This is a genomic window from Rodentibacter sp. Ppn85 (genome assembly GCF_001999335.1).
In the GTDB taxonomy this organism is placed as follows: Bacteria; Pseudomonadota; Gammaproteobacteria; order Enterobacterales; family Pasteurellaceae; genus Rodentibacter.
In genome coordinates this window covers 1-12,635 of record NZ_MLHS01000059.1, presented here as the reverse complement: position 1 = coordinate 12,635, position 12,635 = coordinate 1, and the positions used below count along the sequence as shown (strand labels likewise).

Here is a 12,635-nt window from a genome sequence, read left to right as displayed (position 1 = left end):
AGGATAAATCGGTTTATTTATATTAAATTTTGTTGTTAAAAACATTAAACCCAAACAAAAATAAATATATTTTCAATGAACTAAACATTATTTTTAATGAAAAATAAATCCCACACGCCATGTCCTAATCGATGCCCGCGGGCTTCAAATTTTGTTAGCGGACGAAAATCCGGGCGTGGAATATAATCTCCGGTTGCTGAAGTATTCACTAAATTCGTATTGGATTGTAGCACATCCAACATTTGCTCGGCATAGTTTTCCCAGTCCGTTGCCATATGGATAAACCCGTTTTTGTCGAGTTTTTTTACCACTTGTTCTACAAAGTGCGGTTGAACGATGCGGCGTTTATGGTGTTTTGCTTTATGCCAAGGATCAGGGAAGAATAGTTGTAATCCGGCGAGCGTATGATCCGCAATACTATCGCGTAAAATTTCGGTGGCATCATGGCAAATTACGCGAAGATTTTTTACCCCTTTTTCCACGGCATAAGCAACACAAGCACCGACACCGGGGGTATGTACTTCAATGCCAAGATAATTTTTATCGGGATTCGCAACAGCCATATCGACAAGAGATTTTCCCATGCCAAAACCGATTTCTAAGATCACCGGATTAGTGTTGCCGTAAATTTTTACGAAATTGAAAGGGGTAGTTTGATAGTCTAGCCCTAATTCCCCCCAATGAGCGTTCATCATCGATTTTTGAAAGTCGCTCAAACGCCCGGTGCGTAATACAAAGCTACGTACTTTGCGTTTGTAGCGACCGTCTTCGGTAAATTCTACGGTTTCTACGGTTTTACGTTTTTGATCGGCAAAAGTCTGTGTCATTACTTCTGAATAAAAAATAAGTTGGTAAAAAAATTGGCGGTGATTATACATGAAATCGAACGCTTTTCCCGTATAATAAGCCAAATTTTTTCCCAAGAGTTGTTATGAAAATTGTTCGAGTTGCACTTGCCGTGCCGCTTCCCCGTTTATTTGATTATCTTGCACCGGACGACACTGCATTGGTTGTGGGGGCACGCGTGCTGGTTCCTTTTGGAAGACAAAAACGGGTTGCGATAGTCGTGATGTTTCCTACCGAATCCGATGTGGCGGAGGAAAAACTAAAGAAAATCATTGCGCCTTTGGATAGGGGATCTTTATTTTCTTCGGTGACATTGGATTGGCTGTACTGGGCGGCAAATTACTATCAAGCGCCAGTGGGAGAAGTATTATTTCAAGCCTTACCGGTGAAATTACGCAACGGTGAAAATGTGGTGAAAAATGACCGCACTTTTTGGCGCATCACGGAGGAGGGAAAAAATGCGCTGTTGAACGGTGAATTAAAGCGTTCCAAAAAGCAGACTGAAGCCCTGCAATGCTTGTTGGAAAATTATTTGGAAAAAGGAAATAATGATTTTACTTCGGCCGTTTGGTCCGCTTTAAGAAGTAAAAATTTTGTCCAAGAAATCCGTGTTCAACAGGAGCAAAAAAGTTGGCAAGCCGTTTTGCACGATAAACCGTTAGTGAATGTTAATGATCGTCTTACTTTAAATAAACAGCAAGCATTAGCTTTTAGCCAATTGATGTTTCAACGTGAGTTTAATGTCTGGTTGTTGGAGGGAGTAACGGGTTCGGGTAAGACGGAAATTTATCTGCAATACATCGAGGAAATATTAAAATCCGGTAAACAAGTGCTTGTGCTCGTACCGGAAATCGGTTTGACACCTCAAACGGTGCAGCGTTTTAACGCGCGTTTTAATGTGGAAATTGATGTTTTGCATTCCCATTTGAACGATACCCAACGATTGAATGTATGGGAACGTGCGAGAACGGGGCAAAGCGCCGTAGTAATCGGCACAAGATCGGCATTATTTACACAATTTGCCAATCTCGGTGCGATTATTTTGGATGAAGAACATGATGCTTCTTTCAAACAACAAGACGGTTGGCGTTATCATACCCGCGATTTAGCCATTGTGCTGGCACAAAAATTAGCCATTCCTGTACTGATGGGCTCGGCGACACCCAGTTTAGAAAGTATTAACAATGTACAAAGCGGTAAATATAAACATTTGACGCTGTCAAAAAGAGCGGGAAATACGACTGCACTTCGACAGTTTGTAATCGATTTAAAAAATCAACATGTACAAAACGGATTGTCTAAACCACTTTTGGAACGAATGACGAATCACCTTGAAAAAGGCAATCAGGTCTTGTTATTTCTTAATCGTCGCGGATTTGCACCGGTTTTACTTTGTCATGAATGCGGTTGGATTGCACAATGTTCTCATTGTGAAAAACCTTATACCTATCATCAGTATCAGCGTGCCTTGCGTTGTCACCATTGCGGATCGCAAAAGACCGTTCCTCGCCAATGTGATCATTGCGGTTCTACGCATCTCGTTACAACCGGACTTGGTACGGAACAATTGGAAGAAACATTAAAAGCTCGGTTTCCTGATTATTCTGTGGCAAGGATTGATCGTGACAGCACTGCCCGTAAAGGTAAATTGGAAAGCTATTTAGAAGATATTCAACAGGGAAAAAGCCAAATTTTGGTTGGCACACAAATGTTGGCAAAGGGACATCATTTTCCGAATGTAACGTTAGTGGCGTTGGTCAATGTGGATAGTGCGTTATTTTCCTTAGATTTTAGAGCGGAGGAACGATTAGCACAACTTTATGTACAAGTGGCGGGGCGTTCCGGACGTGCGGAAAAACAAGGCGAAGTGGTACTACAAACCCATTATCCGGATCATCCGTTATTGACAACCTTATTAGCAAAAGGCTATCAGGCTTTTGCCGAAGAAACCTTACGTTTACGCCGTTCGATGGGGTTACCTCCTTTTAGTTTCCAAGCATTGTTTAAAGCTCAAGCCCGTTATTCGGAGCAAGCGGAACAGTGTTTAATGCAAATTACGGATTTTTTTCGCTCGCAGAATGTCGAAGGATTATATATTTTAGGTCCTATGCTGGCCCCATTCGGTAAAAAAGCGGGACAATTCCGTTGGCAGTTGCTTTTGCAACACGCTTCCCGTATGGTGTTACAAAAAGTTTTACATGATTATCAGCAAACAAATTTAGAAAGAAATAATCAAGTACGGTTGATTTTAGATGTTGATCCGCAGGATTTAAGCTAGAAAATCACGGTATTTTTCAGTACACTTGACAGGTTTTACAGAATTTTTAGAAATCATTAAAGTTTAGGATTTTATTGTGGCACATCGAGATTTTGCCGCTCGTCGCGGTTCAAATAAGAAAAAGAAAACAAATAAAAACATATTGATTGGCATTGCCCTGACGGTATTGCTTGCTTTCGGCATTGGTCTTTATTTCCTAAAAAGCAAAACCCCTGCGCCTGCTCCCGTAGCGGTTCAACCCGAAAAGCCACAACCGAAAAGCGTATTACCCAATCGTCCGGAAGAGGTGTGGAGCTATATTAAGGCATTGGAAACCCGTACCGTGCCGGTTGACGATAAACCCTCCAGTGTGGAAAAAAATATGCGCTTGACGGAAGAACAGCGTCAAGTGCTGATTCAAATGGAAAAAGAGCAAAAAGCGGCGGAGGAAGCACGCAAACTGGCGGAGAAACGTAAAGCGGAAGAAACGGAAAAGGCACAACAAGCAGTAGAAACAGGGAAGACCGAAACTCCGAAACAAGAAACGAAAAAGCAGACGGATGTAAAAAAAACAGAGCCGCTGAAAAAGCCCGAGCCGGTAAATGTTGAGACAGCGAAAAAAGTAGAAACAAAACCGACAGAAACTGCCGGAGCGGGAGGGAAACGGTTTGGTTTACAATGTGGCGCTTTTAAAAATCGTACTCAAGCAGAAAATTTACAAGGGCGTTTAGTGATGTCAGGGGTAAATGCTCAGGTAATGGTTCATGGTGAGTGGAATCGTGTTCGTGTCGGACCGTTTGCAAACCGTGATGCAGCAGCACAGGAACTTAATAAAGCAAAATCCGTGGCAAGTTGTGTGATTATCGGTATGTAACGCTATACGAGAGGAGAAAAGTGCGGTAAAAAATACCGCACTTTTTTTGATTTAGCTTGCCAAAAAATGAAAAATCTCTAAAATGAACGCTCGTTCATTCAATATGACTTGAATGTCTTTTCTTTAATTATTTTCAAAATTAATATTTTATGCGATACGCTAAAACTAATCTTGTCGAGCAAATTTTTATGGCTACGGATCGTCTGATGGCAAAAGAGGGTCTGAATCAACTATCGATGCATAAATTGGCAAAGGAAGCCAATGTGGCGACAGGAACAATTTATCTTTATTTTAAAAATAAAGATGAATTACTAATACAATTTGCTCGACGCGTGTTTGCTATGTTTATAGCGGCACTTGAGAAGGATTTTGATGAGTCTGAATCCTTTTTTCAACAATACAGACGAATGTGGTGGAATATGTGGCAATTTTTGCAGGATAATCCGACCATTTTGTCTAATTTAAATCAATATCGGTCTCTCCCGGAATTTACGAAAATTTGTCGAGAGATTGATAATAGCCGTTGGGATCATTTTTGTCTTCAAGCAAGGGCTGCAAATGAATTAGCGGATTTACCAGATGATGTTCTTTTTCAACTAAGTTTAAAAACAGCGATGACAATGGCATCGGATATTAAGTTTTTAAGAGTAGAACTCACCCGTGAAATTTTAGAATCTGTGGTTGAACGCTCTTGGAGGGCAATTCAGAAATAATCATTATTTTTTATTTTTTATTGGAGCTTTTATAAAATGAGTCAAACTCAAAGCAGTCGGCCAAAACGCTCGCATATTTTCTATATGAAAATTATTCTTGTCGTGTTTGTCCTAATTTTTGTCAGTGTTATCGGTTTTAACGTTTTTCGTGGCATTATGATTGGTAAGGCATTGGCCAATATGCCGGAAGCCTCCAGTCCTGTTACTGCACTTGAGGTTAAAGCCGGTGAGTGGACACCGGTTATAAATACCACTGGTCTTGTACGACCAAATCAAGGCGCGATGTTAAGCGCACAGAGTGCGGGAACCGTTTCTAACGTATTTGTTCAAAACGGGCAAAATGTCAAAAAAGGCGATCTTTTGGTTGAATTGGATAGCTCGGTGGAACGTGCAAGTCTGAAAGCTTCCCAAGCACAACTTCCGGCATTGCGTCAAACCTATAAACGCTATGCGAATTTATTAGCAAGCAATGCGGTTTCCCGCCAAGAGGTGGATAATGCAAAATCCGCTTATGATGCACAAGTGGCGAATATTGAATCATTAAAAGCAACTATTGAACGTCGGCAGATTGTTGCACCTTTTGACGGAAAAGCCGGTATTGTAAAAGTTAATGTCGGTCAATATGTGAATGTGGGTACGGAAATTGTTCGTGTGGAAGATACCAGTTCAATGAAAATTGATTTTTCGATTTCACAAAACGAATTAGATAAATTACACCTCAATCAACGTGTTACCGCAACCACGGATGCCCGTCAAGGCGAAACCTTTTCAGCCCGTATTACTGCAATTGAACCGGCAATTAATTCGTTAACCGGTTTAGTGGATGTTCAGGCAACTTTCGAGCCTGAGGACGGGCATAAATTGCTTTCAGGTATGTTTTCCCGTTTACGTGTTGCGCTACCGACGGAAACCAACCAAATTGTCGTGCCACAAGTGGCGGTGAGCTATAACATGTATGGCGAAATTTCTTATTTGTTAGAGCCTTTATCCGAAGAAGATAAAGCGAAATTTGCCGATAATCCAAAATTAGATTCACTCTATCGTGCAAAACAAATTACGGTATTTACTAAAGATCGCCAAGGTATTTACTCTCAGCTACAAGGCGATGAAGTTAAAGTCGGTGACAAAATTATTACCGGCGGTCAACAAGGTATCGGCAATGGCAGCCTTGTTGAATGGATCAAAAAAGATATCGTTGGCGGTATTGAACCGGCGGTGAAAACCAATCTGTAATAACTTAGGAAATACGAATGAAATTTACTGATATATTTATTCGTCGCCCCGTTTTAGCGGTTTCGATCAGCCTGCTTATCATCATTTTGGGTTTGCAGGCTATTTCAAAATTAGCGGTACGTGAATATCCTAAAATGACGACTACGGTGATTACCGTAGCAACTGCTTATCCGGGTGCTGACGCGAATTTGATTCAAGCGTTCGTTACCTCCAAGTTGGAAGAGTCAATTGCTCAAGCGGATAATATTGACTATATGTCTTCATCCAGTGCGCCGAGTTCTTCTATCATTACCGTAAAAATGAAGCTAAATACGGATCCTGCCGGTGCGTTAGCTGATGTATTGGCTAAAGTCAATGCGGTACGCTCTGAATTACCGAGCGGAATTGAAGATCCAACGGTGGCATCCTCATCGGGTGGTTCGGGGATTATGTACATTAGTTTCCGCTCTAAAAAATTGGATTCCAGCCAAGTAACGGACTATATCAACCGCGTAGTGAAACCACAATTCTTTACAATTGAAGGTGTAGCGGAAGTACAAATTTTTGGTGCGGCGGAATATGCAATGCGTATTTGGCTTGATCCGCAAAAAATGGCGGGACAAAATCTTTCAGTCCCACAAGTAATGTCCGCACTTTCTGCTAATAATATCCAAACTGCTGCAGGGAGTGATAACGGTTATTATGTGACCTACCGTAATAAAGTCGAAACAACCACTAAATCCGTTGAACAATTAGGTAATTTGATCGTTGCATCGAATGGTGATGATTTAGTACGTTTGCGTGATATTGCAACCGTTGAATTGAATAAAGAAAGTGATAATTCACGGGCAATCGCGAATGGTGCGGATTCCGTTGTATTAGGTATTAACCCAACCTCTTCGGCTAATCCATTAACGGTGGCTGAGAAAATCCGTCCACTCTATGAGAGCATTAAAAACCAACTTCCGGACAGTATGGAAACGGATATTCTTTACGATCGCACAATTGCGATTAATAGTTCTATTAACGAAGTGGTTAAAACTATCGTTGAAGCGACAGTAATCGTACTCGTGGTGATTTTGATGTTTATCGGTTCATTACGTGCGATTTTGATTCCGGTATTAACTATTCCAATTTCTTTGATCGGGGTGTTAATGATGTTACAAGGTTTGGATTTCTCCATTAATCTGATGACCTTGTTAGCCCTAATTCTCGCGATAGGCCTCGTGGTGGACGATGCAATTGTAGTATTGGAGAACGTTGACCGTCACATTAAAGAGGGGGAAACACCATTCCGTGCAGCGATTATCGGTACACGTGAAATTGCCCTACCGGTTATTTCGATGACTATTTCTCTCATTGCGGTATATTCACCGATGGCTCTTATGGGCGGTATTACGGGAACACTTTTCAAAGAGTTTGCGTTAACCCTTGCCGGATCAGTATTTATTTCCGGTGTTGTGGCACTAACCCTTTCCCCAATGATGACTAGCAAATTGCTGAAATCGAATGCAGAACCAACGTGGATGGAGCGTAAAGTAGAGTATACACTTTCTAAAATGAATAGCGTGTATAACTATATGCTGGATATTGTGATGCAAAATCGTAAATCCATGGTGGTATTTGTGGTAGCGATTTTTGCAACATTACCATTCCTATTTAACTCACTTTCAAGTGAATTAACACCAAATGAAGATAAAGGGGGGTTTATTGCGATTGGTTCTGCACCTTCTAATGTGAATGTGGATTATATCCAAAATGCAATGCAACCTTATATGAAAACGGTGATGGATACGGAGGAAGTTTCTTTTGGAATGAGTATCGCGGGCGCGCCGAGTTCTAATCAATCTTTAAATATTGTGACATTAAAAGATTGGAAAGAGCGTTCGCGTAAGCAATCGGAAATTATGAATGAACTGAATGCAAAAGCAAAAGGATTACCGGAAGTCTCAATTTCTGCGTTTAACTTCCCTGAAATTGATACGGGGGAACAAGGTCCGCCGATTTCTATTGTGTTAAAAACGGCTCAAGATTATAATGCCTTGGCAAATACCGCAGGAAAGTTCTTACAAGCTATGCGAGCATCGGGTAAGTTTGTTTATACCAATCTCGATTTAAAATATGATACCGCCCAAATGACAATTTCCGTTGATAAAGAAAAAGCAGGAACTTACGGTATCACCATGCAACAAATCAGTAATACACTGGGAAGTTTCCTTTCCGGCGCAACCATTACCCGCGTAGATATTGACGGACGTGCTTATAAAGTAATTTCACAAGTAAAACGTGATGATCGCTTATCACCGGAAAGCTTTAAAAATTACTACTTAAATGCAAGTAATGGTGAATCCGTACCTTTAAGTAGCTTGATTAGTATGAAACTTGAAACACAGCCTACCTCGTTGCCTCGTTTTAGTCAGTTAAATGCGGCAACGATTCAAGCCGTACCAATGCCGGGAACATCAACAGGGGATGCGGTAGCATGGCTACAACAACATGCCGATACCACCTTACCACAGGGTTATACTTACGATTTTCGTTCTGAAGCCCGTCAGTTAATCCAAGAAGGGAATGCCTTGGCGGTTACCTTTGCGTTAGCGGTGGTGATCATCTTCTTAGTATTGGCGATTCAGTTTGAATCAATACGTGACCCGTTGGTGATTATGATCTCTGTACCATTGGCAGTGAGTGGAGCATTACTAACGCTGAATTTCTTATCTTTCTTTGGTGTTTCGGGAACGACTTTGAATATTTATTCACAAGTAGGGCTTATTACCTTGGTTGGTTTGATTACAAAACACGGTATTTTGATGTGTGAAGTGGCAAAAGAAGAGCAGCTATTGCACGGTAAAAACCGTATTGATGCGATTACCGCTGCGGCTAAAGTGCGTTTGCGTCCGATTTTGATGACAACCGCCGCAATGGTAGCGGGTTTGGTTCCATTGCTTTACGCAACGGGTGCTGGTGCGGTATCACGCTTTAGTATCGGTATCGTTATCGTAGCCGGTTTATCTATCGGTACAATCTTCACATTGTTTGTACTTCCGGTGGTTTATAGTTATGTAGCAACCGAACACAAACCATTACCGGTATTTGAAGAAGATGAACGCAAAACGGCTCATTAATAAAATACCTTAAAATTCAACCGCACTTTTGGAAACGAAAGTGCGGTTTTATTTTATGTTAGAGCAGCTGTGGCAAAAGCAATATTTACCTCGCCCCTAGTTTGAGCCTACAAAAAACCGCACCTTAAAGTGCGGTCAATTTCACAAACATTCTTTATTTTTTTGAAGCTTCGTAAAGTTTCATCACCTCTGGGAGTAAACGGCGTAAGTTTTCTTGGCGATATTCATCTGTTGGGTGTGTGGAAGCCAAAGCATCCAATGCCCCTTTTGAACCTCCTGAGGTCTTTTTCATTTTATCCCATAAACTGGGGGCGGATTGTGGATTGAATCCGGATTTTGCCATAAGCAATAATCCTACTTCATCGGCTTCGGTTTCTGCACTACGTGAATAAGGTTTATCTAGTGCAAAATCTTTAGTTAAGCTAATCGCGATTCCGCTTAAATCAGAGCCTACCACAGTAGAAAGCGCAACATGACCTAATTGTGCGGCAATGCCAGTAGCCATTCCAAAATTCGCTTTTGCTTTACCATGTTCTTTTAGTGCATGTGCCATTTCATGCCCCATCACGGTCGCAATTTCATCATCATTCAGTTTTAATGTTTCCACCAATCCCGTATAAAACGCCATTTTTCCACCCGGCATTGCCCAAGCATTTAACTCTTTGGATTTGATGACAGTAATTTGCCAATTAAAGGGTTGACCGGTTTGGTTTTCTTTGTTGGCGTAAGGTACCATTTTATTGAAAACTCGGTGAATACGTTTTGCCGTTTTAGAGTTGGTATCCACCGCACCTTGAGTACGAATTCTGCCCATTTCCTGTGCATAGCTTGAGGCAGCTTGTTGATTGATAGAGGCTGAATCTGCACAAGCATTCAATACAAAAGCTGCTATGGAGGCAAAGACAAAAGATTTTATGTGTTTTTTCATTTGGGATTCCTATTGTGGATACAGCGGTTAGAGACAATGGAATTATAAGGAAAATAGCCTTAAATTGTCTATAAAAAACAATTGAGTTTTGATTGTGTACTATTATAATAGTGCAAAATTTACTTTAGAGAATCACTTATGAAACAACAAAAATCCCCTTCTCTATTGGGCGGTGCAATGATTATTGCGGGTACTGCAATTGGTGCCGGTATGTTAGCAAACCCTACATCAACGGCTGGTGTTTGGTTTATCGGTTCCATTCTTGTGTTGGTTTATACATGGTTTTGTATGATGACATCTGGTTTAATGATTTTAGAAGCCAACTTGCATTATCCCACCGGTTCAAGTTTCGACACCATCGTAAAAGATTTGCTTGGCAATGGTTGGAATGTAATTAACGGTGTATCCGTCGCCTTCGTACTTTATATTTTAACTTATGCTTACATCACCTCAGGTGGCGGTATTACGCAAAATTTATTAAATCAGCTGTTAAGTTCCTTCGAAAGTGCGGTTGAAATCGGGCGTACTTTCGGATCGTTAATTTTTTGCATCGTCTTAGCTGCTTTTGTATGGCTTTCAACCAAAGCGGTAGATCGTTTTACAACAGTATTAATTGGCGGAATGGTGATTGCCTTTTTTCTTTCAACGGCAGGTCTATTAGGCTCTGTAAAAGCTGAGGTATTATTTAATACGCTTGCACAAGGTGAGCAACAATATTTACCTTATTTATTGACCGCACTTCCCGTGTGTTTAGTTTCATTTGGTTTCCATGGTAATGTTCCAAGTCTAGTAAAATATTATCATCGTGACGGCAATCGCGTGATGAAAGTGATCTTTATCGGCACCGGTTTGGCACTGATTATTTATATTTTGTGGCAGTTTGCGATTCAAGGTAATTTACCACGTGCCGAATTTGCGCCGGTAATTGAAAAAGGCGGGGATGTTTCTGCACTACTTGAGGCGCTGCACAAATATATTGAAACGGATTATATTGCGGTTGTTTTGAATTTCTTTGCTTATATGGCGATTGCGAGTTCTTTCTTAGGGGTAACCTTAGGTTTGTTTGACTATATTGCGGATTTATGCAAATTTGACGATAGTGTAATGGGCAGAACAAAAACGACTTTAGTTACTTTCTTGCCTCCGTTATTATTAAGCCTTCAGTTCCCCTACGGTTTTGTGATTGCCATTGGATATGCCGGCTTGGCTGCTACAATTTGGGCTGCTATTGTGCCTGCATTGCTTGCGAAAGCCAGCCGTAAAAAATTCCCGAATACCACCTATAAAGTCTATGGCGGCAACCTAATGATTGGTTTCATTATCCTATTTGGTGTGCTGAATATTGTAGCGCAAGTCGGTGCAAATTTAGGGTGGTTTGCAAGTTTTAACGGATAAGTTAATTATGGAAATAAAGGGTGTATAGCATACGCCTTTTTGATTTTTCATCACAGAATGAATCTAGATAGGAATAGGAATGAACGATAAAATCAGCGTTTATGATAGTGAAAACTTCTTTGAACTTTATCAAAAACTTAGAGCTAACCCGATTAGCTTAAATGAAATCATAGAAAAACCAACAATGCTTTCCCTTTTGCCGGAGCTACAAGGAAAAAAATTACTAGATCTAGGCTGTGGCACAGGAGAACATTTACAACTTTATTTACAACGGGGAGCAAGTTTTGTAGTGGGAATGGATTTATCCGCCAATATGCTAAAACAAGCCCAAATCGATCTAGAAAAATGCGGTCAATTTCAGGGACACTTTTCGTTACATCAATTATCAATAGAAAATCTTGGCGATTTGCCGGAATCTAATTTTGATGTCATTACCAGTTCTTTTGCTTTTCATTACGTACAAGATTTTCCGACATTGTTAACGGCGATTACGAAGAAACTCGTTAAAAACGGTACGCTTATCTTTTCCCAAGAACATCCGATTACTACCTGTCATAAAGTAGGGGAGCGTTGGGAAAAGGATGAAAACAAACAACAAACCGCCTACCGTTTGAATCATTATCGTGATGAAGGTGAACGGGATAGAAATTGGTTTAAACAACCGTTCAAAACTTACCATCGTACAATGGCTACGATCATCAACCATTTAATTTCGGCGGGTTTTCAAATTGAACAAATTGCAGAACCTATGCTTGCTGAACACCCACAATGGCATACAGAATTTAAAGATTTACAACACCGCCCGATCCTGCTATTTGTTAAGGCAAAATTAATAGCGAGTGGAAAGTAATATGTTGTGAATGAGTAGAAAATAAGTGTGTCGGTTAAACATTCTAACTATTACTCGGCTGTATTTGGGAAGATTATTTTTATGGAAAGTGCGGTTGTTTTTTAATGTGTTTTATAAAATCCGTTGGTTTTATAAACATTTTGATTATTAACCATTCAAACACACCTGTTTTTTCATTTTTTTTAAATTTAGTTATTGACCGACAAGCGAAAAAATAGTTTAATACGTTCCGTTGTCAGGCAGTAGCCGATAGTGATAACGCCTCGATAGCTCAGTCGGTAGAGCAGGGGATTGAAAATCCCCGTGTCGGTGGTTCGATTCCGCCTCGAGGCACCATTCATTGAGTCGTAAAATCTACTCCTCCTTAGTTCAGTCGGTAGAACGGTGGACTGTTAATCCATATGTCGCTGGTTCAAGTCCAGCAGGAGGAGCCAA

The 12,635-nt window shown here is 40.7% G+C and carries 9 protein-coding genes and 2 tRNA genes; 9 read left to right on the top strand and 2 right to left on the bottom strand.

Going from position 1 to position 12,635, the window contains the following annotated elements:
- Positions 1-80: 80 nt before the first annotated feature.
- Positions 81-827 carry a tRNA (guanosine(46)-N7)-methyltransferase TrmB gene (gene trmB / locus BKL51_RS09935; protein ID WP_077466536.1) on the bottom strand — a complete coding sequence of 249 codons (747 nt, stop codon included), beginning with the start codon at positions 825-827 and terminating at the stop codon, positions 81-83.
- A 104-nt stretch (positions 828-931) separates the two neighbouring features.
- Here trmB and priA point away from each other — a divergent pair, with 104 nt between their 5' ends.
- From priA to BKL51_RS09910, 5 genes are all read left to right on the top strand, one after another.
- Complete coding sequence (priA, locus tag BKL51_RS09930; RefSeq protein WP_077466520.1) at positions 932-3,124, top strand: primosomal protein N'; 2,193 nt, start codon at positions 932-934, stop codon at positions 3,122-3,124.
- 76 nt (positions 3,125-3,200) lie between these two features.
- Complete coding sequence (gene ftsN / locus BKL51_RS09925) at positions 3,201-3,977, top strand: cell division protein FtsN (protein WP_077466519.1); 777 nt, start codon at positions 3,201-3,203, stop codon at positions 3,975-3,977.
- A gap of 149 nt (positions 3,978-4,126) precedes the next feature.
- Complete coding sequence (locus tag BKL51_RS09920) at positions 4,127-4,690, top strand: TetR/AcrR family transcriptional regulator (protein ID WP_077466518.1); 564 nt, start codon at positions 4,127-4,129, stop codon at positions 4,688-4,690.
- A gap of 36 nt (positions 4,691-4,726) precedes the next feature.
- On the top strand, positions 4,727-5,923 hold the full coding sequence (locus tag BKL51_RS09915) for an efflux RND transporter periplasmic adaptor subunit (protein ID WP_077466517.1): 1,197 nt from the start codon (positions 4,727-4,729) through the stop codon (positions 5,921-5,923).
- 17 nt (positions 5,924-5,940) lie between these two features.
- Positions 5,941-9,027 carry an efflux RND transporter permease subunit gene (locus BKL51_RS09910; RefSeq protein ID WP_077466516.1) on the top strand — a complete coding sequence of 1,029 codons (3,087 nt, stop codon included), beginning with the start codon at positions 5,941-5,943 and terminating at the stop codon, positions 9,025-9,027.
- Between the two features lie 154 nt (positions 9,028-9,181).
- On the opposite strand, the gene BKL51_RS09905 is transcribed toward BKL51_RS09910, so the two are convergent.
- Positions 9,182-9,955, bottom strand: a complete 774-nt coding sequence (locus BKL51_RS09905) for a M48 family metallopeptidase (RefSeq protein WP_077466515.1) — start codon at positions 9,953-9,955, stop codon at positions 9,182-9,184.
- Positions 9,956-10,093: 138 nt separating this feature from the next.
- Between BKL51_RS09905 and mtr the strand changes: the two genes are divergently transcribed.
- The 4 genes from mtr (at position 10,094) to BKL51_RS09885 (ending at position 12,634) form a co-directional block, all read left to right on the top strand.
- Complete coding sequence (gene mtr, locus BKL51_RS09900) at positions 10,094-11,350, top strand: tryptophan permease (protein WP_077466514.1); 1,257 nt, start codon at positions 10,094-10,096, stop codon at positions 11,348-11,350.
- A 79-nt stretch (positions 11,351-11,429) separates the two neighbouring features.
- A complete protein-coding gene (locus BKL51_RS09895) occupies positions 11,430-12,200 on the top strand; it encodes a class I SAM-dependent methyltransferase (protein WP_077466513.1) in 771 nt (256 codons plus the stop codon).
- A gap of 260 nt (positions 12,201-12,460) precedes the next feature.
- Positions 12,461-12,536, top strand: a tRNA-Phe gene (locus BKL51_RS09890).
- Between the two features lie 22 nt (positions 12,537-12,558).
- A tRNA-Asn gene (locus BKL51_RS09885) sits at positions 12,559-12,634 on the top strand.
- Position 12,635: the final 1 nt, after the last annotated feature.